Genomic DNA, 24518 nt, shown 5'->3' with positions numbered 1-24518 from the left:
AGGGGCGAAATGGATTTTTCTGAACACAAAGGTGTTTATGTCATCGGAGCGCTTGCGAATGGCAAGATCCAGAAGGTCACCGGTGAACTGACCGGCGAAGCCCGTGTACTGGCTGACCAGCTGGGGGAAGAGGTCGCAGTCGTCCTCATCGGTGCCGATCTCAAGGATCCGGCATCCTCGCTGATCCCCCTCGGCGCAGATAAGGTCTATGTGATCGATCATCCGCTCCTTTCCCACTATGATGGGAAAGCGTACCAGAAAGCACTGGCGCCGTTCCTCTTGGAGAAGAAGCCGGATACCATCATCTTTGGTGCGACGCCATTCGGCCGTGATCTCGCCCCGCGTCTGGCGGCAGAGCTCGTCTGCGGCGTCACGGCAGATGTGACGGAGCTTTCGGCAGATACCGAGAAGGGGCTGGTCATCTGGTCGCGTCCGGCGATGGATGGGAATATCATGGCAGACATCGTGTCTCCGGACTATCGTCCTCAGGTCGGCACGGTCCGCCCGGGCATCTTCAAGTACCCGCAAGCCGATGCTTCCCGCACGGGCGAGGTCATCTCCCTCTCCGTTTCCCTTGAAGAGAAGGATCTCGGCACGGTGCTGAAGGAGATCATTGCCGGTGAGAAGGACAGCCATCCGGTCGAAAATGCGAAGGTCGTCGTCGCAGGCGGCCGCGGCATCCGTACGGAGGAAGAATGGGCGAAGCTCCATGAGCTCGCTGATCTTCTGGGGGCAGCTGTCGGCTGCAGCCGTCCGATCGCAGAGCTCGGCTGGGAGCCGCATAGACACCAGATCGGCCAGACCGGCAAGGGCGTAGCGCCGAAGATCTATTTCGCACTCGGCATCTCAGGCGCGATGCAGCACATGTGTGCAGTCAATGCGGACATCGTCATCGCGGTCAATAAGGACCCGAAGGCGCCGATCATGGAAATGGCAGACTACGCTGTCGAAGCGGATCTGAAGGATTTCCTCCCGCTCCTCATTGAAAAGATCAAAGCACTGAAAAGCAAGTGAGGGATGAATGGTCAGGAATTGGGGACTGGGAGTCTCGAGTGACTAGTGACTGGTGACTGGATTAGAAAAATCTTTTCTCGTATCGTCATTTCGAGCGAAGCGAGAAATCTTTGTTGTTCGCGGTCAAACGAATCCTGTCAGAAAAGCTCAAACGGGAAACCTGCTTTTTAAGAAACCTTCGGGCATCGCCACATCCATACTCTGCGGCACTTCTATGTTTTTATGCGCCGCACCAACCCCCTTTGAACCTCTTGAACCTATAGAACCCGCTGAACCTCTTTCGCAGGCAATCAAGAGGCAGAACGCCCCAGTGGTAATATCCCTCATAAGCCATAATAATAACAATTTGTTACGGAGGTGAGACGTATGGCAGAAAGAAAAACTACCATATACTACAATCACAATTTCTATTATGATTTCTCCCAGATCATCGCGGCAGATGACAGAGGACTCCAGTTTGGTGACGGATGCTATGAATGGATCCGCGTCTACAAAGGCCATCCGTTTGCTCTTTCCTATCACACCGACCGTCTGTACCGCTCCATGCGCCTTCTGGGCATTCGTCCGGTGACAGCGCCGGATGAATTCACCGAGATCGTGGAAACCGTCGTCGAAGAAAGCGGCATCGAAGAAGGCTATGTGAAGATCATCGTCACCCGTGGACAGGGCGATCATGATTTCCTGATCCCTGCCAGAAATCAGCTGCGCCCGAATGTCCTGGTCTACGCCAAACCGATCAGTCTGGATGCTATTGCCAAAGTGCAGGATGGCGTGAAGTGCATCACGATGAAAGATGATCGCGGACACCACTGCGACATTCTTTCTCTCTCTCAGGTGGATAACCTTCTCGCGCGTCAGGACGCACTGAAGCAGGGCTGTTACGACGGCATTTTCATCCGAGACAGCCTTCTGACCGAAGCCACCCACTCGAATGTCCTCATCGTCAAGGCGGGCGTCATCTGGACCCCGGGCACGAATGAATTCATGACCCGCGGCATCACACGCTCCCTCGTCCTTTCCCGCGTCGCTCCGACTGCCGGTGTCACCTCCATCGATGATGCGGCAGATCCGGTCCGCTTCGAAGATATGATGAATGCGGAAGAAGTCTTCCTCACAAATTCTCAGGACGGCATCATCCCGGTCCTCTCCATCGACGGAAAGCCGATCGGCAATGGAGAAGTCGGCCCTGTCACCCGTAAGATCCAGCAGCACTATGCGCATCTCATGAGCGACGGTTTGCCGTAACAGGTCAATACATACTATAAAAAACGGGGCTGTGAAGAAATGAAGATTCATTTCTTCACAGCCCCGTTTTACTTTGCTTTCATTTGGTTCAAGGTTCAGGGTTCAAGGTTCAGGGTTCAAGGTTCAGGGTTCAAGGTTCAGGGTTCAAGGTTCAAGGTTCAAGGTTCAGGGCTCTCGTGGCGGCTTCGCCGCCCCAAAAGGAAGCCAACCCCGCCTCGCTGCGCTCGGCAGCCCCTTCCAAGGGAAGGGGCTCGCGTGGACACTCCCTCCTTCCTATGGAAGGAGGTGCCCCGAAGGGGCGGAGGTTGGCTGGGAAAAGCGGTATGAAAAAGAGCGGGAAAGATCGTCTCAAGTGCGTCGTTTACGAGAGCACCCTATCCACCGCTGCGCGGTCCCCCTTCCCCAATGGGGAAGGCTACGATACGAGAGTACCGCTATCCCCATATCATCAGAGCGAATACATGCATGTGTGGAAAAACAATATCCCCGACACAAAGCCTTCCCCTCGAGGGGAAGGTGGCGAGCGAAGTGAGCCGGATAGGGTACTAGCGGCATAAAAGAGAGTGGGGATATGCGTTTCAAGCAGGCGATTTACGGCAGCAGGCGAGCGCCGATTTTTTTAAAGAGTGATGCCCGAAAGCAGCATGGAAGACACAAGTCAATAAAGGCTCCCTATTCCTGACCACTGATTCGATCCTGACCACTGAACCCCTTCTCTCCTGTGCTATAATGAAATTATCAGCCAATACATATGAAAGGACGATTTCTAATGACGATACAGACGAAAAGAAAATGGATCCTGCTTCTCGCAGTCCTGCTCCTTGCGGCGGCGCTCTCGGTGGGCAGCACATCTCTTTGGAAAGCAGAAAAAGAAAAGCGGGGAGAGGGCTATGTGGCCGTCGTGCGCATCGACGGCGCGATCTACGGCGGGCCGGAGACAGACTCGATGCTGAGTGGCTCTTCCGGCTCCTCCTCCGAGGAGATCATGCGAGAGCTTCAGGAAGCCAGAAAGGATCCGCAGGCAAAAGCCATCCTGATCCGCATCAACAGCCCGGGCGGCTCGACAGGAGCGACCCAGGAGATCGCAGAAGAAATGGATAAGATCCGCAGCAGCAAGAAGCCCATCGTGATCTCCATGGGCGATATGTGCGCCTCGGCAGGCTACTGGCTGGCGAGCAAGGGAAATTACATTTTCGCCTCTCCGGCCACCATGACGGGCAGCATCGGCGTCTACATGGACTATACCAATATCGAAGACCTGATGGATAAGGTCGGCGTCAAGAATGATAAGATCAAGAGCGGCGCGCACAAGGATATCCTCTCCATGTACCGCCCGATGACAGGCGAAGAGAGAGAGATGCTGCAGGCCATGGTCGATGATATTTACCACCAGTTCGTCCAGACAGTGGCGGATGGACGCCATATGGATGAAGAGAAAGTAAAGAGCATCGCCGATGGGCGTATCCTGACCGGCCGCCAGGCACAGGATCTCGGTCTTGTCGATGCTATGGGCAATTATTATGATGCGCTGAATTACGCTGCCTCGAGCGGCGGGCTCGATGTGGATCATATAGAGATCCGCTCGTATACGAATAGCGCAGTGACACTCCGCTCTCTCCTTCGCGGCGAAGCCGCCCGGCTCTCGAATGTCATGGGAGAATCCATGGCAGGGAGCATGAAAAAGGCATTGGTAGAAGGGGAAAATCCCACGATAAAGTGAGGAGTATTAGACTAGGAGACTAAGGGATATCAGAAGTCAGAGGTCTGAAGTCTAACGTCTTACGTTTTCAAGTCTCTATGTCTAACGTCTAACGTCTCCAAGTCTGATGTATCTGACTCTCCAAGACTTCCCCATATCATACATTCATTCCAAAGGAGCAACTCCATGAATACCTTTCTTGATCTTGTCTACTCGCTGATCGTGACACCGCGGGCGGCGCTCTATGACATCACCCGCGGCGAACGCCTTCGCGAAGCGGGGATTCTCTGGCTCTTTACACTTTTCTTGACGGCGGTATCCGCCTTCTCAGAAGGACCGGGGCTTCTTGTCGAGTTTCTGGCCGTGCTTCTCTTTCTGGGGCTTTCCCTCCTTGTCCACAGCGCCGTGACCGACTACCTCTCCGGACTTCTCGGCGGGCAAGGGAGCGCGAAGGGCATCACCGCCGGATTCATGGCGGCATCGCTGCCGCTTGCCTTCTCCGTCTTCTTCACACTGGCAGAAAGCATCGGGTTTTCCTTCCTCTCCGGCATCGGTTCCTTTGCGATCTGCGTGTGGACCTTCGTCCTTGATGTCCTTGCGATCCGCGAGAACTATTTCTTCTCCACCGGGAAATCTGTCCTGATCGCCATCGCACCCTACGTGATGCTCCTTCTTTTCCTGCTGCTTCTTGCTATGATCGGCGTCTTCGCCGCCGTGGCAGGTCTTTCGGAAATGGAAGAGATGCAGGAGCTCGGATCGGTATTGGGATCGATCTAAATGAGAAATGACATCGGAGGACAGAAGTCTGAAATCTAAAGCCTCCAAGTCTGATGCCTTTCCTTCTCTTCCAAGCTATGCTATAATGTGAAAAACGTAGCGAAGGAGCTTAACGTAAGTTACAGCTCCTTTTTCTGTGTGCCACAGGGAAATATCATATTTTTATGACATGTGATATAATAAACTCTGTATGAATACCTGCGGGCGATGTCCGCATTTCTATAATATCTGATTCTGCGATCGAATCGCATTTCTCTTACTAATAATAAGAATAAGATCCTCTGGCCCATGAGCAGAGAAAGCAAGGCGTACAGCCTTCTTTCAAAGACAGCCCTGATGGCAAGGGGCGGCCCGGAGCGGCAGAGCATTCCAAAGAAATACGCAAGGAGGAATACCGTATGTGTGGTATTGTAGGTTATGTGGGCAGCGGCGAAGCGTCCCGTTTTTTGATCGATGGGCTGAGACGCCTCGAATATCGCGGCTATGATTCGGCTGGCATCGCCGTCTATGACAAAGGTACGATCTCTATCGAAAAGAAAAAAGGTCGTCTGGCAAATCTGGAAGCCGCATTGAAGGAGCATCCGCTCACCGGACACATCGGCATCGGGCATACCCGCTGGGCGACGCACGGACAGCCATCGGATCGGAATGCCCATCCGCATGGCGACTGCCATAATCATTTCGTCATCGTACACAATGGCATCATCGAAAACTACATGACGCTCAAGAAGCAGCTGATCGACGAAGGCCATGTCTTCAAGTCGGATACCGACACCGAAGTCGTGGCACACCTTCTCGAAAAGATGGATGACGGAGACTTCTTCTCCACAGTCCGCAAGGTCCTTTCCGTGATCGAAGGCTCCTACAGCCTCGTCATCATGGATAAGGCGGTGCCGGACACCATCATCTGCACGAAGAAAGACAATCCGCTCATCATCGGCCTTGGCGATGGCGAGAATTTCATCGCCTCCGACATCCCGGCCGTCATCAACCATACCAGAAAGATCTATATTCTGGACGACTGCGAGCTGGCCATCGTGAAGAAGGATGGCGTTTCCCTCTTCGATGCCGAAGGCAAACCGATCAAAAAGGAGATCCAGGAAGTCAAGTGGAGCGCAGAAGCTGCTGAAAAAGGCGGCTACCCGCATTTCATGCTGAAGGAGATCTATGAACAGCCAAAGGCTGTCCACGATACCGTACAGATCCATCTCAATAAAGACGGCTCTGTCAATTTCGACGATCTCGGCTGGACGAAAGAATGTTTCTCCGGCATCGATCACATCCTGATCACCGCCTGCGGCACGGCGTACCATGCCGGCCTCGTTGCGAAGCACTACATCGAACGCTTCGTCAAGATCCCCGTATCTGTAGAGATCGCTTCCGAATATAGATACAGCCGTCCGCTCACGACCGATAAGACTCTCTGCATCGTAGTCAGCCAGTCCGGCGAGACCATCGACACCCTGGCGGCGCTCAAAGAAGCGAAACGTCTCGGCGCGAAGAGTCTCGCCGTGACGAATTCCATCGGATCCTCCATTGCGCGTGAAGCTGACAGCGTCGTCTACACCCTGGCAGGCCCGGAGATCGCCGTCGCATCTACGAAAGCCTATACCACCCAGCTCGTGGCGCTCCTGCTTCTTGCCCTCTACATGGGCCAGCTGAAAGGCACACTGAAGCCCGCACTCATCCAGAAGATCACCACCGCACTGAGAGATCTGCCGGATCAGATCGACACCGTGCTTGATGAAAAAGAACACATGGCAGACGTCGCTGAAAAGCTCATCAAGGCGAATGATATTTTCTACCTTGGCCGCTCCATCGACTATGCGATCGCCATGGAAGGCGCACTGAAGCTGAAAGAAGTCTCCTACATCCATGCGGAGTCCTACGCGGCCGGTGAACTGAAGCATGGCACCCTCGCCCTCATCTCGCCGGAGACCCCGGTCATCGCCGTAGCGACACAGGACGATGTCAGCGCAAAGATGTACAGCAATATCCAGGAAGTCCGCGCTCGCGGCGCCGAAGTCCTCGGCATCGGCTTCGTCGATGATACAGAGATCGCGAAGTACACGACCGAGACCGTCCGTATCCCGAGAGTGGATCCCTTCATCGCACCGATCCTCGCCGTCATCCCGATGCAGCTCCTCGCTTACTACACCTCTATCAAGAGAGGAAATGATGTGGATAAGCCGAGAAATCTCGCAAAATCCGTGACCGTAGAATAATAGAACCAGAAACCGCTCTGCAAAGCCCGTCCTCGCAGAGCGGTTTTTGTTTGCGCAGAATGGAAGCACGGCATTTGTGAGAGTGCCGCTGTCCCCGACACAAAGCCTTCCCCGCATGGGGAAGGTGGTGAGCGGAGCGAGCCGGATAGGGTACTGGCGGTATGAAAGAGAGGGGGAAAAAAGCGCCTCAAGGGCGGAAAATGAAAGTACTGCCTTTCCCTGTATTGTCATTTCGAGCGAAGCGAGAAATCTTCCTTGCACACCGGTCAGATAAAAAATGTGAGGGGAGCGGTAAACACCGTACTTCATACGACTTGGAATGACGGACTTCCTCATATGTATGGTTTTCCTGCCTGCAAGAAAGATCCCTCGGCTGCGCTCGGGATGACGAAACGAGAGGACGGACTATCGTACATTTCCTTTCATCCCGCTGCGAGAGCCAACCTCCGCCCCTTCGAGGCCCCTCCTTCCAGAGGAAGGAGGGGGATACGAGAATGCCGCTTTCCCCATATTGTCATTTCGAGCGAACGCGAGAAATCTTTTTCGTTCGCGGTCAGGGAAAAATGGGAGGAAATCGGATAACGGGAAACACCGTGCTTCATGCGACTGGGGAGCACGGTGCTTCATGCAGACAGCTTTACGAAGGAAAACAGAAACGGGAAACGAAAAAGATCCCTCGGCTGCGCTCGGGATGACGAAACGAGGAAACGTCTTTTCCCATTCCTTTTTACTCCGCTGTGAGCCAACCTCCACCCCCTTCGTATCTCCCTCCTTCCAGAGGAAGGAGGGAGATACGAGAATGCCGCTTTCCCTATATCGTCATTTCGAGCGCAAGCGAGAAATCTTTTTCGTTCGTGGTCAGGAAAAATGGGAGGAAAGTGGATAACGGGAAGCGCTGCACTCCAAACGACTGGGGATCACGTCGTTTCATGCAGACGGATGCGCCGAAGCGGCGGAGACTGTTACGCCCATTGCCTGCACCGTGACGATTTCATATAATAAAGAAAAACGTACAGAAGTGAGGAAAAGACGATGAAACTGCAATATGGTAATACCTGGTGGGGAAGCGAGTGGCTGAAAGCGCTCGAGGAGGCGGACCATGCGAACCGTCTGCCGCGCGGGCGGGTGTATGCGCGAGGCGGCGCAGTCATTTCCATGCACCGTGAGGGGAAGACGCTGACTGCGAAGGTGCAGGGGACGCGGCGCACGCCCTACAAAGTCACGCTGACGCTCCCTCCTTTTCCGGAAAACAAAGTCCAGGCCTTTCTGGATGATGTATCGCGCCATCCTTCGATCGTGACGAAGCTCCTGCATCGGGAGCTGTCACCTGCTGTCATGGAGCTTGCAGAAAAGGCAGGGCTTTCCCTATTCCCTTCTTCAATGAATGATATCGAGATGCATTGCAGCTGTCCCGACTGGGCGCACCTCTGCAAGCACATCGCGGCCGTCATCTATGAGGTGAGCCGTGCCATCGACAATGATCCTTTCCAAGTCTTTTCCCAGCATGGCGTGTCGCTTGTGAGCGAGCTAAAGAAGCGGCATGTGACGATCGCAAATGAGATGTCTGCCAAGATCCCGCGCTGGGATGACCTTGTGAAAGGGGAATTGGTCAAGGATATGGCACTTCCCATGGCAGAGGAAACGGCGGAAATTCCTGATTTCACGAAGATCAAAAGCCTCTTTTCCCTATGGATGCGTGTGCTTCCCGCTTCGCCCGCCTTCTATGGGCGCGGCAGCTTTGGCCGCGTCTATGAAAAGACCATGATGGGTGTCAGAAAGACCGCAGAGAAAGCACTCTTTGATTCATCAGCCGTTTACGTCGTGGGCGGCGGGAAAGACAGCCTGGAGCTTGCCTCCGTTTCTTCCGTGCATCTCGTGATCGAAGGGCTCTCCGAGGGGAAGCTCTATACAGATCGCGGCGACTGGTGGCCGATGAGCCGTTTCCTTGCGGCTCTTCTCGATATGACGGAAGAGGAAGCGCAGGACAGCTCTTACACCGTGCGCGCCTTCCGCGAGGTGGTGCTGCTCGCTATACACCTTCTCCGTACAGGGAATGCCATCCCTGAGCTCGTGCGTGTGGATGAGAATGCCCTAGCCATCCGCTGGATGCCGACCGAGCAGGACGCAGGCACGGCGGAAGCCATGGGGATCCTCTCGAAATGGGTGACCCCTTCCATGGCAGAGATCGCGCGATACAGAGAGAAGAGATGCTTTGCCAGAGAGCCTGCCGAGGCGGCACTTTCACTTTTCCTCACGCACTTGATGCAAAACATGGCGAAGAAAAATTTCGCAGACGATCCCATCTATGATCTTTTCTTCATGGGGGAGCCCCTGATGGCGCGGGAAGGAAGGCCGCATCCCGAGGCTGACGGCATCGCATCCTGGCTGTCCTATTTCCACCTGAGCGCCGCCCGCTGGCAGCCTGTGCTTCTCGTGTCAGATGATCCGAAAACAAAAGCCTTCCGCCTGGACCTCTCCGTCGTAGACAGTGAGGACAGCGAAGGGGACGCGCTGCCGCTCGCAGATGTTTTTACAAAGAAAGATTATGATGCCTGCCGCTACCAGATCTTAAAGGATATCGACCTGCTCTCCTCCCTTGTGACCGGTATGGAAGACTACATGGACAGCGAAGGAAGGACACCGATCTCCTTCACGGCGGAAACCTTTGCCCCCTTCCTTTTGGAAGCCATCCCGGCCATGCGTCTTCTGGGCGCGCGCGTCATCCTGCCGAAGTCCTTGCAGCACCTCATCCGTCCGAAGAAGACACTTCGTCTCAAAAAGAAAGAAGAGGGAGCGGCGCATGCACCGTCCCTCCTCTCTTTGGAAGACATGCTTGACTTCGACTGGCAGATCGCCCTAGGGGACGAGCGGATCTCCCCGGAAGATTTCGAAAAACTATCCGTCAAAGCAGGCTCTCTCATCGCATTCAAGGGGCAATACCTCTACGTGACTGAGGCAGATCTGAAAAAGCTCGAAAAAATGTGGCAGCGTCCTGCTTCCCTCAAGAGGGAAGAGCTCCTCTGCATCGCTCTCGAGGGCAGCTATGAAGGCGCGGAGATCACCATGACGAGCGAGGTGAAGCGACTGCTCTCCTCCATGAAAGAGGGCGAGCCCGTCGCGCTGCCGGAAAATGTATGTGCGACACTTCGCCCCTACCAGAAGCGCGGCTATGCGTGGCTTTACAACAACAGCCGCCTCGGCTTCGGCAGCATCCTAGCCGATGATATGGGCCTTGGGAAGACCCTTCAGGTCATCACCTTCCTCGAAAAGCTCCGCGAAGAAGGACGCCTTGCCAAAAAGAAAGCACTCATCGTCGTGCCGACGAGCCTTCTCTCCAACTGGCAGGAAGAGATCGCCCGCTTCGCACCTCTCCTCACCGTTTTCCTCTACTACGGCGCCAAGCGCGACCTCGCTGATTTCCATGGGGACATCCTTCTTACCACCTATGGACTCCTTCGAAGCGACCAGGAGCTTCTCAAAAAGAAGAAATGGGAAGTCTTCATTATCGACGAAGCGCAGAACATCAAGAACCCCGATACCGCCCAGAGCCGGGCCGTCCGCAGCATGAAAGCAGCCATCCGCATCGCCATCTCCGGCACCCCCGTCGAGAACAGCCTCAAAGAATTCTGGTCCATCATGGAATTTACGAACAAAGGCTACCTCGGCAGTGCGAAGACCTTCCAGATGCGCTATGCGAATCCCATCCAGTACGAGCAGGACAGAAAAGCAGCTGAACGCTTCAAACGTATCACTGCGCCCATGCTCCTGCGCCGCCTCAAGACAGACAAGACCATCATCAGCGACCTTCCGGATAAGCTCGAGCAGGACGAGTACACCCTCCTCACCCCCGCGCAGGCCGCTCTGTATCACCAGACTGTAGAAGAGAGCCTCCGCGTCATCAGCGAGCAGAAGGACGGAGATAAAGACTCCCTCTTCAAGCGCCAGGGCCTCGTCCTGCAGATGATCCTTGCTCTGAAGGAGATCTGCAACCACCCCGCCCTCTTCACCAAAGAGGACAACTGGGATCCCGCCCTCTCCGGCAAAGCCGAGCGCCTCCTCGATCTCGCAGAAAGCATCCAGGCCAGCCGTGAAAAGGCCCTGATCTTCACCCAGTTCAAGAGCATGGGCGACAAGCTGGCAGATCTCCTCGAGAGCAGGCTGGGTGAACGTCCGCTGTTCCTTCACGGCGGCTGCTCCCTCCGGGAGAGAAAAGACATGGTGGACCGCTTCCAGACAGACCCGAAGGCGAGATTCTTCATCCTCTCCCTGAAAGCCGCCGGCACCGGCCTCAACCTCACCGCCGCCTCCCATGTCATCCACTACGACCTTTGGTGGAATCCCGCCGTAGAGTCTCAGGCGACAGACCGCGCCTACCGCATCGGCCAGAAGAACAACGTCCTCGTCCACCGTTTCATCACCAAGAATACCTTCGAAGAAAAGATCAATGAGATCATCCAAAAGAAAAGATCCCTCGCCGACATGACCGTCTCCGTCGGCGAAAGCTGGATAGGAAATATGACGGATGATAAGCTTTCCAAGATATTCCGGTGAGAGGCAGAGAGTCTAAGAGACTAGGAGACTAGTATAGCGATTTGTAAACTTCTGGACTTAGTGAGAAGTAGCGGAATGTCTTGGCTCCCCATCGGGGGAGCTGCCCGGAGGGCTGAGGGGGCAGCACTACGGTATATTGGGCATTGTTCGATGGCCGTTGGCATGCCCCATTCCGCTGCGCTCGAAATGGCGTCTCACTGGATTTTAGCGTCGCTACGCTCCTAAAAATCCAGTTCGCTTGCACATATTGCTTTAGCCGCTTCCCCCGAAGAGGGAAGCAAGTTGCTACGATGCTAATTCTGACTACATTTGTATTTCGATTGAAAGTCCTCTTGATCGAAATACGCAATACTAGGAAACCAAGAGACTGAAAGACGTTAGACATCAGAGATCAGGCGTCAGAAGTCTAAGGTCTGATGTCTAATGTCTCCAAGTCTTTAAGTCCCACATAAACAAAAAGAGCATGCCGACTAAATGCAGCATGCTCTTTTTATGTATCATCATAATGATACCGGCAGGCAATGATGATGATCTGATCCATTTCCAAAGCATAGATTAACCGGTCCTTTTGATTGATCCGGCGGCTCCAGAAACCAGATAAATCCCCTGTCAGCGGTTCGGGCTTTCCGATGCCCTCATTACCATTTCTCTCGATATCTTTCAAAAGCGTATTGATTTTACGCAGCGTCTTCCGGTCCTCCGTCTGCCAGTACAGGTAGTCTTCCCAGCCAATATCCGTGAATGCTTTATTCATCTTCGATCAAGTCTCTCTTTTTACACTGCCCCGCCTTGGCTTGTGCGATACTGGTGAGAAGCCTGTCGTAGTTTTTCTTCGAAGCCCGCACATACAGGTTTTCAATCAGATTGTTATACGACTCCTCTGACAGTACGACCACATTCCGGTTGTCCTTGCGTGTGACAATAAGCGTTTCCATATCATCGCAGCAAGCATCGAAAGCATATTTCATATGGCTGCGGAGCGTGGAGTAATTCATGGCAATCATGTCAATCCCATCCTTTCTTGTACCATTTTCTGTACTTATTATAGAAAGAAATCAGATTTTTAGCAAGCAGAGGGACTAAGAGACTAGGAGACTGAGAGATGTTAGACATTAGACATCAGACATCAGAGGTCAGCAGTCTGACTTTTCTACGCCGTTCATTGACAAATATATGCAGACTGGCGATTTTTTTCGCGTTTTATAACGAAATATGATATAATGTGAACGTAAAAATGGCAAAGAAAAAAGTAGAAACCGAGTGATTTCTACGGAAGTATCGTAAGCGAAAAAATTTCGGGGGGGGGTAACAATGCCTCGCCCCCTTTTTAGGCTAGGAGACTAAAAGACTTGAAGACATCAGATAGCAGGGTGATTTTTTCAGTCTCGCAGTCTTCGGGTCTAAAGTCTCGAAGTCTAACGTCTCCAAGTCTCATATACAAGAAAGAATACCACCACATGAACAACCCTAAACACCACCATTCCATTTCCTGCGCATCCGGCGCCGCATTTTTCTACCTCATCGGCGACTACATCGCCCTCGTCCTGGCAGGGATACTTTCCCTTGCCATTCGAAACCTCCTGATCACCCACACCACCTATCACATCGCCCCCATCTACCAATATTTCTGGGTACCGCTGGTCTACATGGCCTTTATCCTCTATGAGGGACTCTATGGGAAGCGCATGCTCATCTACCAGATGATGAAAAAATTGTTCCGGGCTTCCCTGGGCGGCACCGTCTTCTCCATCATCCTCATGTTCCTTGCGCAGGTGGCAGGGGACGTATCCCGTTTCTACGTCATCCTTTATAACGCGATCTCCTTTGCCCTGCTCTGCCTCTTCCGTGTCATTCTGGCGAAAGGGATGAAGAAATCGAAAGCCTTCCAGATCCCCATCCTCATCGTCGGGGCAGGAAAGACCGGCGAAGTCATGGCACGCCAGATACAGAATGATACCGGCATGCGCTACCGCATCGTCGGCTTCCTCGAAGACCATGAGCCCTACGACAAGTCCTGCACCATCCTTGGCGGATTTGGTGACATGGAGCGCGTCATCCATGATACCGGTGTCCAGCATGTCATCATCGCCGCACCCGGCATCTCGCAGACACAGCTCTCTTCCCTCATCTATCAGGCACAGACCCTCGTGAGGAATGTAGGCGTCGTGCCGAACCTCGTCGCTGTCCCCATGTCGAATGTGACCGTAGAGTCCTTCTTCGATGCGAAGATCATGGTGCTGCAGATCCGGAATAATCTCGCCCGGACATCGAACCAGATCGCCAAGCGTCTCTTCGACCTCGCCGCCACCATCTGCGGCGGCCTTCTGATCTCGCCAATCCTTCTCCTCATCGCAGCATGGGTCTATCACGACTCTCCGGGACCGGTCATCTTCAAGCATCGCCGTGTTGGCAAAGACGGGAAAGAATTCAACTGCTACAAATTCCGCTCCATGTGTACGAATTCACAGGAAGTCTTAGACCATCTCCTCGCGACCGATCCGGCAGCGAAAGAAGAATGGGATAGAGAATTCAAACTGAAGAATGATCCCCGCATCACAAAGAGCGGCGCCTTCCTTAGAAAGACCAGCCTCGATGAGCTGCCTCAGCTCCTGAATGTCCTCAAAGGTGAGATGAGCCTCGTCGGTCCCCGTCCCATCATCCAGAAGGAAGTCCCGCGGTATGGGAAATATATCAAGGAGTACTACTCCGTCCTCCCCGGCATTACCGGTATGTGGCAGACCAGCGGACGCAGCGACATCGACTACCCCGAGCGCGTACAGATGGACAGCTGGTACGTGCATAACTGGAGCGTCTGGCTGGATCTCGTGCTCCTCTGGCGCACCATTGCGGTTGTCCTGAGCCATAAAGGGGCGTATTGAGGGCTTTGAGACTATATAAGACTTTGAGACTTGAAGACGTTAGACGGCAGATATTAGATTCCAGATATCAGAAATCTGAAATCAGACGTCGGATGTTAGAAGTCTAAAGTCTCAAAGTCTGAAGCCTGATATCTGAAGTCTCCAAGTCTCCATTTCTGATACCCAATCCCAAAACTAAAGCAGAAAGTAGAGAAATCCTATGAAAGAACCCATTCGCATACTTCAGGTCATCGTCATCGCCGGCGGCGGGGTAGAAGCTGTTATTTTGAACTACTACGAGCACATTGATCGCAGCAAAGTCCAGTTTCCCGTTTGAGCAAATGTTTTGCAGAAGACGATACGGCAGTTGCGGGTACACAAGCAGTGCTTTTTTCTCGAACGGATTAGCATAGATGCTTTTTTCTGTATCCTGAATAGGAGATATGTGCATGACTGAGTATTATCAAAAATCAAAAAAATCAGATTGTGTCTTGATTATTCCTATCTATCACCCTGACCGGAAATGGAATGAATGCCTACGAATGCTCAAGAAGCAGAAAGATGTTCATTTTGATGTATATATTGTCGATTCGGGATCCGATATGAAAACCTATAAAAAAGACCTAGCTGGATTGTCCTATGAGATGGTAAAAACAACACCTGATCAATTCAATCACGGTCGTACACGGCAAGAAGCGGCAGAAGCCTGTGCTGACTATCCCTTTCTGGTTTACATGACCCAGGATGCTATCCCAGCTGATGAGTACACCATCCGGAACTTATTGGATGCCTTTGATGACACCAAGGTGGGTTGTGCTTACGGCAGGCAGCTACCACACAAAGATGCCACCGTATTGGCGGCTCGTGCGAGGGCTTTCAACTATCCGGCGGAGAGCCGAGTAAAGAAACTTGAGGATGTGTCGCAGCTCGGGATCAAAGTTCCGTTTATCTCAGATACTTTTGCAGCCTATCGCCCGGAAGCGCTGCGCCAGATAGGCGGATTCCCATCGGACGTCATACTGGGTGAAGACAACTATGTAGCAGCGAAGATGGTGCTCGCCGGCTGGTACAATGCGTATTGTGCGGAAGCGAAGGTGTATCATTCTCATAATTATACGATTCTGCAGGAGTTCCGACGGTATTTTGATACCGGAGCTTTCCATGCCATGGAACCGTGGATTCGGGATTCCTTCGGACAGGCGGAAGGGGAAGGCATTCGTTTCGTCCTGGCAGAATTGATTTATCTCATGAAGCATAAGCCGTTTCTGGTGCCATCGACATTTTTGCGTGATGGATGTAAGTTCCTCGGTTATAAGCTGGGGATGAATTATCGACGGCTTCCTGCTTCGGTTAGAAGAAAGTGTAGTATGACGAAGAGGTATTGGAAATAGAGGTAATTTATGGGAACTAAGGTTATATTATTGAGGTCTCAGGATATTTTTTCTGACAGTCGTGTTTTAAAATATGAAAGTCTTTTGAAAAAGGAAAACATACCATATGCTATTGTTGGATGGGATCGAAAAGGTTTGAATTTAAAGCGAGAAAATACTTTTTTCTATAAGAGGAGAGCAGGCTTTCAAGAAGGGGAAAAAGCCATTGTTAATCGTGTTTGGTGGACTTTTTTCTTATTTAGATTTCTTTTCATGCATTTAAAAGAATATCAAATTATTCACGCATGTGATTTTGATACGGTTTTACCATCTTTAGTTATGAGAATTTTGGGAAAGAAAGTGTTTTTTGATATTTTTGATTGGTTTAGTGATGAAGTTAAAACAGGGAAAAGTTGGATCGATAAACCAATTAATTTATTAGAAAAATTTGCTGTTAGACATTCTAATTTGGTTATCTTATGCGAAAAAGGAAGACTTAGGCAGATACAATGTACTCCTAAGAATTACATTGTTATACCCAATGTACCTTCGCAATTATTGGGACAAATTAATTCGACTAAAATAGTAAAGGAGAATGTATCATGGCCTATTGTAATTGCATATGTAGGGGGAATTGTTCACTCTAGAGGTTTATTAGAACTTGTTGACTGCATTTCTGGCGATGATAGGTTTGTTTTGAAAATTGCTGGTTTTGGGGATTCTATAATTGAAAATACCATTAAAGCTGCAGCGCAAAAATATATGAATATAAATTTTTACGGAAAAGTATCATATGACCGGGCATTGGAAATTATGAGGGAATCTGATATTTTATATGCAATGTATTACAAAGACAACGCAAATCATATTTACGCAGCTCCAAATAAGTTTTATGAATCCATATATTTAAATAAACCTGTTATTACTACAGAAGGAACTTTGGTCGGAAATATGGTGAAACAGTATAGAAATGGATTTGTGATATCCGAGGGTAAACAGGCGTTGAGTGATTTTCTAAATAGCCTTACTCCTCAATCAATATACATGAAAAAGCAGGATATGGGTAAGACCAAAGATTGGGAGAAAAAGATTCAAAATTGTTTTTCTCAATACATAAAAGCCATCAATGATTAATACGGTTTTTATGATGTTGATTGATTGTAGTTAAGAGGAGCGTATATGGGAATTCCGAAAATTATAAAGGATATCTTCTGGAAGAATCCGCTTCTATCGGTTGAACAAAAAGATCGGTTGTATTATGAACTGAAAAAAATTATTCGACATGAAGGGGTTACTGTTGATTCAACAGCAGCAGAACCTCTCATTGAAAAATATATTGCGCAGATTTTGGCTGTTCCGTCAGCAAGGAGTAAGGAGTATTGTGATTTTTCTGATATTAGATTTGAAAGACAGTCTACGGATCCAAAACTAATTGCATATTACCTTCCACAGATGCATCCAACACCTGAAAATGATGCTTGGTGGGGGCGCGGAGTAACGGAGTGGAATAACGTTTCACGAGCGGTTCCACAGTATGTGGGGCATTATCAGCCTCGGCTTCCTGGAGAGTTGGGATTCTATGATTTGCGGCTTAAAGAAAATCTGAAACGCCAGATGGAACTGGCTAAGATGTATGGTTTGTATGGATTCAGCTGGTATTACTATTGGTTTGATGGGAAACGACTGCTTGATAGACCGCTTGATATGTATGTGAATGATAAAACACTTGATTTCCCATTTTGTATCTGCTGGGCAAATGAAAGCTGGACGAAGGGCTTTTTCGGGAGTTCTAAAGAAGTCATCATGAACCAGAGTGAAACCGTTGAAAGCTATAGGAATTTCATCAAGGATGCTGTGAAGTATCTTCAGGATGACAGGTATATCACAGTGCAAGGGAAAAAGCTTCTGATCGTGTATAAACCGCAAAGTGTACCTGATTGCCGAAATACTTTGGCTTATTGGAGAGAGTATTGCTTACAACATGGAGTCGGTGATATTTATATTCTAGGATGTTGGACGGCTGATGTACCAAATGACTTGATTAAAAAAGGATTTGATGCGGCAGGAGAGTTTCAGCCGGGGTCAATTTTACCTTATTGCGAGAAGATCAATCAGAAGTTGCCGTTTATCAATAAAAAATTCATTGGAGAAGTCTATAGCTATAAAGATATCGTGGAGCATCGGGTATATGCTAAGAATTTTAAGGGGAAAGGGATGTATAATGCAGTCATGCCTATGTGGGATAATACACCTCGTAGGAATGACAGAGGAAACGTAATCTATGATGGTGCAACTCCACAGTTGTACCAAAAGTGGTTGATGGATGTTATTCGTCACTATCACAATGACTGTCAGCTCGAAGATCCTTTGATTTTTATCAATGCTTGGAATGAATGGGGTGAAGGAGCTTACCTGGAACCTGATCGCTTTTATGGATATGCATACTTGGAAGCCACGAAAGACGCCATCCTGGCTTGTCGTGCAGAGCAGGATAGCCGTGATGACGAGAATGTGAGAGGAAATACTTTAATGATAGATGAAAAAAAACATTGGAGTCATCATACTTAACTATAATGATTCCGAGACGACGAGAAAGCTGTGTGAGACAATTCGGGTCTATGACAGCATAGATCATATCGCGGTCGTGGATAACCGGTCGCCGGATGGCTCTTTTGCTGCGTTGCAGCGCTTATCTGACGAGAAAGTCGATGTTCTCCAGAGTGACAAGAATGGGGGTTACTCCTATGGAAACAACTTCGGTGCTTTTTATCTGATGGATCACTATCATATGGACATTCTTCTCATTGCAAATCCAGATGTGGAGTTTACCGAAACCTTTCTGATCCAGGTGGTAAGAGATATGGAGAAATATCAAGTCCAAGCGGCATCTGGTTATATGAAGATGCCGCCGCACGCAATCTACCCCATCATGAACAAGAAAATCAATTCCTGCGCCCGCGAGACGCTCGAATGTACACTCCTTCTGAAAAAGCTCTTCCCCTTCCGCGGTGAGTTCGTCCGGCTTGGGGCAGGCGTCCAATACGTCCAGTGGCTTCCCGGATCCCTCTTCGCTATCGATGCCCACGTCTACCGCTCACTCGGCGGGCTGGACGATCGCGTATTCCTCTTCTATGAAGAGCAGATCCTTGGGAAAAAATTTCTGAAAGCAGGCTATCGCATGGCCGTAGACACGGATATCTCCTATTTCCACAACCACTCCGTCTCCATCAGAAAGTCCATGAAGCGCTATGAAGCGGTGAAGCGGCTTTTTCTTTCCAAATATTTCTTCTATACCGAGTATGGAGAGATATCGATGACTGAGAAGCTCCTTCTCCGCGTAGCCATCGCCTATGGCCTTTTTATGAGGAAATGGCTGTATCGGTTATTATGAAATAGTATAAAATAGAGGAAGGCACTGGAATGATGAAAAATAAGGGAAAACGTATTCTGCTATTGAATCAGCGTTTCCCTGATGAAAAAATCTAAGTTGTACGCAATAAAGAAAGGTTCAAGCGATGAAAGGTATTATTTTAGCAGGTGGCAGCGGCACCCGTCTCTATCCGCTGACTATGGTCACATCGAAGCAGCTGCTTCCGATTTATGACAAACCGATGATCTTCTATCCCCTCTCTACCCTCATGCTGGCGGGGATCAAGGATATTCTCATCATCTCTACCCCGAAGGATCTGCCAAACTTCGAGCGGCTTTTAGGTGACGGCTCGCGCTATGGCATCCATCTCTCCTACAAGGTCCAGCCCTCTCCAGACGGTCTCGCGCAGGCCTTCATTCTGGGGGAAGAATTCATCGATGGCGAGCCCTGTGCCATGATACTGGGGGATAACATATTCTACGGCGCAGGCCTCACAAAGTACCTGAAAGAAGCGGCCTCCCGCACGGAAGGTGCCACGGTCTTTGGCTACTACGTCGATGATCCGGAGCGCTTCGGCGTCATTAACTTCGACGAAGAAGGCCGTGCCAAGTCCATCGAGGAGAAACCTGCCCATCCGAAGTCGAACTACGCTGTGACGGGTCTCTATTTCTATGACCAAAACGTCTGCGAATATGCGAAACAGGTGAAGCCCTCCGCGAGAGGCGAGCTTGAAATCACAGATCTCAATAAGATCTATCTCGAGAAAGAAAATTTGAATGTAGTCACCCTAGGTCGCGGCTACGCCTGGCTCGATACCGGCACGATGGACTCCCTCTACGAAGCCACTGAATTTGTCCGCTCCGTAGAAACCTGCGCCGGCATCCACATCTCCATGCCGGAAGAAATCGCCTACGTGAACGGCTGGATCGATAAGGCAGCTTTGGCAGAGAGCGCAAAGCAGTATGGCAAGAGCCCGTATGGACAGTATCTCCTGAAAGTCGTGGAGGGAAAGATAAGGATCGAGTAGGGAGGCTAAGTAGCTCCAACTCCTGCAAATTCTGGTACGTTAAGCGCATTGTATCAGCATGCTATGCAGCGCGCCTATAATTTCAAAAGGTTTTCTTGATAACCAGTTCATTATGCTGATTTAGTGATGCGTTGGAGGTTTTAGCTATGAATAAGGAAAGCCAGGATGCCATTCAATTATTCTCATTTAATGAAATTAATTTCGATGACACATTTTTTAATTCTCTCCGTGGGGACTATCCTGAATTCATGAATTGGGTTGCTCGCAAAAAGGATCAAGGAGAAAATGCTTATGTTTTGATTGGAGAATCTGGTCAGATCGATGGCTTTTTGTATCTTAAAGAAGAATACGACGTAAACTCCGATATAACACCATTGTTACCTGGTGAGAGACATATTAAAATTGGTACGTTTAAGGTAAATGCACATAATACTGTACTTGGGCAGCGCTTTTTGAGTTTGGCTTTTAGGAAAATGTTAGTTACTGAAAGTCGGTATATTTATGCAACAATGTTTGATAAGCAGAGTGGATTAAGAGATTTATTCTTGAAATTTGGCTTTGTTGAGTGGGGAAACAATAGACGAAATGAAATGGTGCTCTACAAAGACTGGAGCGAGATTGGAGATATTTACCATGATTTTCCCTTAGTTCATTGCCGTCAAAATCATAAGTACTTATTATCTATATATCCCGCGTATCATTTTCCTATGTTTCCTGATTCAAAATTATATACTGAACGAAATCAAGGGAGTAGAGATTTGCCGGTAACAAATACGATTGAAAAAATTTATATGTGCAAGATGGCAGGTGTGAGATCGCTTCAGGCGGGGGATATAGTGATTATATACAGAACGAGCAATTCTGCAGGCTGCGCCGAGTACAATAGCGTGGCAACGTCTATCTGTATAGTTGCTGAAATCAGACATATAGATAATTTTTCCAGTTTCGAGGAGTATTTTGAGTATTGTCAAAAAGGGTCGGTGTTTAGTCAAGAAGAGTTATCCGACTATTATCGATTAAAAAACTATCCTTATATCATCAAGATGCTTTATAATGCACCGTTTCAAAAACGTGTCATCCGAAAAGAGCTTATCAATCAAGCAGGATTAAGTAGAAATGCTTATTGGGGATGCCTACCCTTAACCGATGATCAGTTTTTTAAAATTATTAAACTGGGTAAAGTCAATGAAAGTATTATTATCAATTAAGCCAAGCTATGTTGATAAAATCAGAACTGGAAGAAAAAAATTCGAATTTCGGAAAATAATCTTCAAAAACGTGCCTGATTCTATCATTGTTTATGAAACTATGCCTGTAGGTAAAGTTGTTGGGGAGATTTTTTTTGATAGAATACTCAGGGATTCACCAAAAAAAATTTGGGAAGAGACGGAAGCATATGCAGGAATTAGCAAAAAGCGTTTTCATAAGTACTTTGGCTCAAAAAAAATTGCTTATGCTATAGAGATAGAAGACTATAGAGAATTTGAGGAACCATTGTCTATTGAGAACTATGCAGAAAAAGTAGGAATGGAGATAAAGAAAGCACCACAATCATTTTTTTACATTTTCGAGAACTCTTTGTGAGTATTTATAGAGGCTAGAGCTTAATATTGTTTGAAAGGAGTTTTTTATGATAGAGGATATGGACAATGTTGAAAGAATTGATTCTGAAGTAGAGGATGATTACTCGGACGATTCATTATTCAATATTTCATCTTGGGGGGCAGATTTGTCTTTTCGCGAACTTGTTGCAATGTACGATGATGAAGAATTGGTAAAACCGGAATTACAGAGAAAGTATGTATGGGATAAGGTTACTGCAAGTCGTTTTGTCGAGTCTATTTTACTTGGTTTACCTGTACCTAGCATTTTTTTAGCTCAAGCAGGCAGCCAAAAGCTTATAATAGATGGTTATCAGCGAATCATGACCGTATATGATTATATGAAAAAAGGCGTTTTTTCTGCTGATAAGAAGGCTTTTAAATTGTCAAATTCTGAAAAGATAAACAAGAGATGGAGAAATAAATCTTTTAATGAGTTATCAGTAGATGACAAGCGAAAAATAAAAAGTACCACGATTCATGCCATTATATTTGAACAAAAAAAGCCAGAAAATGATGATACTAGTTTGTACCAGATCTTTGAGCGGATCAATACAAGTGGTAGAACGCTTACCACGCAAGAAATCCGAAACTGTATTTATCAAGGCTCTTTTAATAAACTTTTATTTGAACTAAATGAGTATCCACATTGGCGTAAATTGTTTGGAACAATAGATGTTGACAATCGTATGCGAGATATGGAATATATATTACGTTTTTTGCGATGAAAGATGAGTGTGTCTTGCAAAGTAGTGTGAATCGGATATCACTAAAAAAAGCATTGAATTATTTCATGGGGGCACACAAAAATGACGGAAACGGTGAAATTGATTTATTTAGGAAAGAGTTCAAATCTAATATTGATTTGATCTATGAAAAACTAGGAGTGAATGCTTTTAGAAATTACGGTAATGGAAAATTTACCGTAAAATTTCATCCTGCAATTTATGATGCGTTAATGATTGCGTTTTATTTAAGGCAAAAAAGAAAAGGCTTCATTTCAGAGATTACTTCTGAACAGCACCAAGCTTTATTAGAAAACGACGACTTTAAAGTCGCGATTAGTAGCAGAACAACAGATATAAAGAATATACGGCAAAGGATACAACTAGTTGGTAGAATTTTATTTAAGGAAGATGCCTTATGAATTCTGAATTGCAAGCTATGCTGGTTGAGTGTGAAGAAGAACTTGAAGATATAGCTATGAGGATTAAGGGAACATCTCCTTTTGATAGAGGTAGAAAGTATTTGACCAATTATGCATTGATTAGAGCCTCAGGAACAGCTGAATATGTCTATAGAGCTATTATAGCAGATTATTTTGCAGCTTTGGGAAATGCTAAAATTGATAAATACTTAGACAAGGCAATTAGGCAGGGATCCATGAGTGCAACATACGAGAATATGAACCATCTTTTGGGGAAATTTGATGAGACATGGAAATCTGAGTTTTCACAATCTGTTAATCGGAATGAACATGGAGAACAAATAAAAGCTTCGGCTAAATCGCTCGTTCAGAATAGGCATGCATTTGCACATGGAAGACCCATTGCTGCAAGCTTTTCTGATATCAAATCTTATTATCAAGATATGATATTGCTGATAGAAATTTTTAATACTGTTGTAAAATAGTTTTTTGAATGTGAACAAAAAAGTAAGGCATACAACAATGATCGCAGAGTTTCAGCGTAGCCCCGAGGCTTTTTAGTGCACACTCTATAATGACCAGGTTGCTAAAAGTTGATATTGACGATCGGATCATTATATCATACGAGGGTAGACAATTGGCTAAAGAAGTAATCACTGTACATTTTTCTAATTGTATACTCTTCGGATATCGAGCTTGAGCTATTGCCGCGAAGAGAATTGCTTTAAGATTGCTTACTTTGAAAAATAGTGGATATATAGCTACAGCGTGAAAAAGGAGACTAAATATGAAATTTTTAGAGTTGAGTGAAATCCATCAGGTAACGATAGGTGTAGTAAAGAAAATTATTGATATCTGTAAGGATCAGAACATTAAATACTTTGTCATGTATGGAAGCCTGATTGGCGCAGTACGGCATAAAGGTTTTATTCCTTGGGATGATGACTTTGATATTATTATGCTAAGACCCGAGTATGAACGCTTCATGAATTATTGTTATACTCATAAGGAAGAACTTAAGCCGTACCAACTTATAAATCGGTATACTAATGAGAATTATCCGTTTAACATATCTAGGTTTTGCGATTGTCGTTATGAAATGATTCGTGATGATGGAGAAGAAAATGCAGGTATGGGTATTTTTGTAGATATCTATCCCTTTGATGGCCTTGGAAATAATCCGATGAGTATGATGGATAAATTTATATCAAAAAAGTTTTTCTTAATAACTTGCCTAAACTATGCGACAATCCAGAAGTTAAATACTAAAAATGATGGAGTCCTAAAGAGTGCATGCAAGAGGCTTATCTGGGGAATATGTCATGCGATAGGTAAGAAAAGGTGGCTGAGATTATTAGTAAAATTCAGGAATACATACGATATTAACGAAAGTAAATATGTGGGATGTGTTGTGTGGGATCAGGGATTATTTATTTTTGAAAAAGACTGGTTTAGCAACCCAATTATGATGGAATTTGAAGGAATGAAAGTGGCTGTACCTGATAAATACCATGAAATACTAAGTATAGTTTACGGAAATTACATGGAGTTACCTACTCCTGATAAACGTATTCCATCGCATGAGTATAAAATTATAAAGCTTTGAATGGTATTTGTTTGTACATAATCAAGGT

The 24518-nt window shown here is 47.8% G+C and carries 20 protein-coding genes; 18 read left to right on the top strand and 2 right to left on the bottom strand.

Going from position 1 to position 24518, the window contains the following annotated elements:
• The first annotated feature begins 9 nt into the window (after window positions 1-9).
• The 6 genes from ACGG9R_RS08390 to ACGG9R_RS08365 all read left to right on the top strand — a co-directional run bounded on the left by ACGG9R_RS08390 (window position 10) and on the right by ACGG9R_RS08365 (window position 11511).
• Window positions 10-1014, top strand: a complete 1005-nt coding sequence (locus tag ACGG9R_RS08390) for an electron transfer flavoprotein subunit alpha/FixB family protein (protein WP_390153877.1) — start codon at window positions 10-12, stop codon at window positions 1012-1014.
• A gap of 366 nt (window positions 1015-1380) precedes the next feature.
• Window positions 1381-2259 carry an aminotransferase class IV gene (locus ACGG9R_RS08385; RefSeq protein ID WP_390153874.1) on the top strand — a complete coding sequence of 293 codons (879 nt, stop codon included), beginning with the start codon at window positions 1381-1383 and terminating at the stop codon, window positions 2257-2259.
• Window positions 2260-3028: 769 nt separating this feature from the next.
• Window positions 3029-3979: a signal peptide peptidase SppA gene (gene sppA / locus ACGG9R_RS08380; RefSeq protein WP_390153871.1), complete on the top strand. Its 951-nt coding sequence runs from the start codon at window positions 3029-3031 to the stop codon at window positions 3977-3979.
• Between the two features lie 165 nt (window positions 3980-4144).
• Window positions 4145-4735 (top strand): hypothetical protein, encoded by a 591-nt coding sequence (locus tag ACGG9R_RS08375; protein ID WP_022106142.1) that lies wholly within the window; start codon window positions 4145-4147, stop codon window positions 4733-4735.
• Between the two features lie 398 nt (window positions 4736-5133).
• Window positions 5134-6960: a glutamine--fructose-6-phosphate transaminase (isomerizing) gene (glmS, locus tag ACGG9R_RS08370; protein WP_390153867.1), complete on the top strand. Its 1827-nt coding sequence runs from the start codon at window positions 5134-5136 to the stop codon at window positions 6958-6960.
• A 1032-nt stretch (window positions 6961-7992) separates the two neighbouring features.
• Entirely contained in the window at window positions 7993-11511 is a 3519-nt protein-coding gene (locus ACGG9R_RS08365; protein ID WP_390153864.1) for an SNF2-related protein, read from the top strand.
• 490 nt (window positions 11512-12001) lie between these two features.
• Here ACGG9R_RS08365 and ACGG9R_RS08360 read toward each other — a convergent pair whose 3' ends face one another.
• Window positions 12002-12265: a Txe/YoeB family addiction module toxin gene (locus ACGG9R_RS08360; RefSeq protein ID WP_390153861.1), complete on the bottom strand. Its 264-nt coding sequence runs from the start codon at window positions 12263-12265 to the stop codon at window positions 12002-12004.
• The gene (locus ACGG9R_RS08355; protein WP_390153858.1) at window positions 12258-12506 is read right to left on the bottom strand and encodes a type II toxin-antitoxin system Phd/YefM family antitoxin; all 249 of its coding nucleotides are present in this window, start codon (window positions 12504-12506) and stop codon (window positions 12258-12260) included. Before ACGG9R_RS08355 ends, ACGG9R_RS08360 begins: the two co-directional genes overlap by 8 nt.
• A gap of 462 nt (window positions 12507-12968) precedes the next feature.
• Here ACGG9R_RS08355 and wbaP point away from each other — a divergent pair, with 462 nt between their 5' ends.
• The 12 genes from wbaP (at window position 12969) to ACGG9R_RS08295 (ending at window position 24490) form a co-directional block, all read left to right on the top strand.
• Window positions 12969-14390 carry an undecaprenyl-phosphate galactose phosphotransferase WbaP gene (gene wbaP / locus ACGG9R_RS08350; protein WP_390153855.1) on the top strand — a complete coding sequence of 474 codons (1422 nt, stop codon included), beginning with the start codon at window positions 12969-12971 and terminating at the stop codon, window positions 14388-14390.
• Window positions 14391-14818: 428 nt separating this feature from the next.
• Complete coding sequence (locus ACGG9R_RS08345) at window positions 14819-15760, top strand: glycosyltransferase family 2 protein (protein WP_390153852.1); 942 nt, start codon at window positions 14819-14821, stop codon at window positions 15758-15760.
• 9 nt (window positions 15761-15769) lie between these two features.
• Window positions 15770-16873 carry a glycosyltransferase gene (locus ACGG9R_RS08340; protein WP_390153850.1) on the top strand — a complete coding sequence of 368 codons (1104 nt, stop codon included), beginning with the start codon at window positions 15770-15772 and terminating at the stop codon, window positions 16871-16873.
• 45 nt (window positions 16874-16918) lie between these two features.
• Window positions 16919-18307, top strand: coding sequence for a glycoside hydrolase family 99-like domain-containing protein (locus ACGG9R_RS08335; protein ID WP_390153847.1), 1389 nt, complete (start codon window positions 16919-16921; stop codon window positions 18305-18307).
• Entirely contained in the window at window positions 18276-19130 is an 855-nt protein-coding gene (locus tag ACGG9R_RS08330; protein WP_390153844.1) for a glycosyltransferase family 2 protein, read from the top strand. Before ACGG9R_RS08335 ends, ACGG9R_RS08330 begins: the two co-directional genes overlap by 32 nt.
• A 124-nt stretch (window positions 19131-19254) precedes the next feature.
• A complete protein-coding gene (gene rfbA, locus ACGG9R_RS08325; RefSeq protein WP_390153841.1) occupies window positions 19255-20136 on the top strand; it encodes a glucose-1-phosphate thymidylyltransferase RfbA in 882 nt (293 codons plus the stop codon).
• Window positions 20137-20282: 146 nt separating this feature from the next.
• Window positions 20283-21344, top strand: coding sequence for a hypothetical protein (locus ACGG9R_RS08320; protein ID WP_390153838.1), 1062 nt, complete (start codon window positions 20283-20285; stop codon window positions 21342-21344).
• Window positions 21322-21720 carry a hypothetical protein gene (locus tag ACGG9R_RS08315; RefSeq protein WP_390153835.1) on the top strand — a complete coding sequence of 133 codons (399 nt, stop codon included), beginning with the start codon at window positions 21322-21324 and terminating at the stop codon, window positions 21718-21720. The genes ACGG9R_RS08320 and ACGG9R_RS08315 overlap by 23 nt, the downstream gene beginning before the upstream one ends.
• Window positions 21721-21766: 46 nt before the next feature.
• Window positions 21767-22465: a DUF262 domain-containing protein gene (locus tag ACGG9R_RS08310; RefSeq protein ID WP_390153832.1), complete on the top strand. Its 699-nt coding sequence runs from the start codon at window positions 21767-21769 to the stop codon at window positions 22463-22465.
• 65 nt (window positions 22466-22530) lie between these two features.
• Window positions 22531-22884 carry a hypothetical protein gene (locus tag ACGG9R_RS08305; RefSeq protein WP_390153829.1) on the top strand — a complete coding sequence of 118 codons (354 nt, stop codon included), beginning with the start codon at window positions 22531-22533 and terminating at the stop codon, window positions 22882-22884.
• Complete coding sequence (locus tag ACGG9R_RS08300) at window positions 22881-23369, top strand: HEPN domain-containing protein (RefSeq protein WP_390153826.1); 489 nt, start codon at window positions 22881-22883, stop codon at window positions 23367-23369. The genes ACGG9R_RS08305 and ACGG9R_RS08300 overlap by 4 nt, the downstream gene beginning before the upstream one ends.
• A gap of 302 nt (window positions 23370-23671) precedes the next feature.
• Entirely contained in the window at window positions 23672-24490 is an 819-nt protein-coding gene (locus ACGG9R_RS08295) for a phosphorylcholine transferase LicD (protein ID WP_390153823.1), read from the top strand.
• Window positions 24491-24518 lie beyond the last annotated feature (28 nt).

The sequence above is a fragment of the Dialister sp. i34-0019-2H8 genome (assembly GCF_042846925.1).
Lineage (GTDB): Bacteria > Bacillota > Negativicutes > Veillonellales > Dialisteraceae > Dialister.
This window is presented reverse-complemented; position numbering and strand designations above follow the sequence as displayed.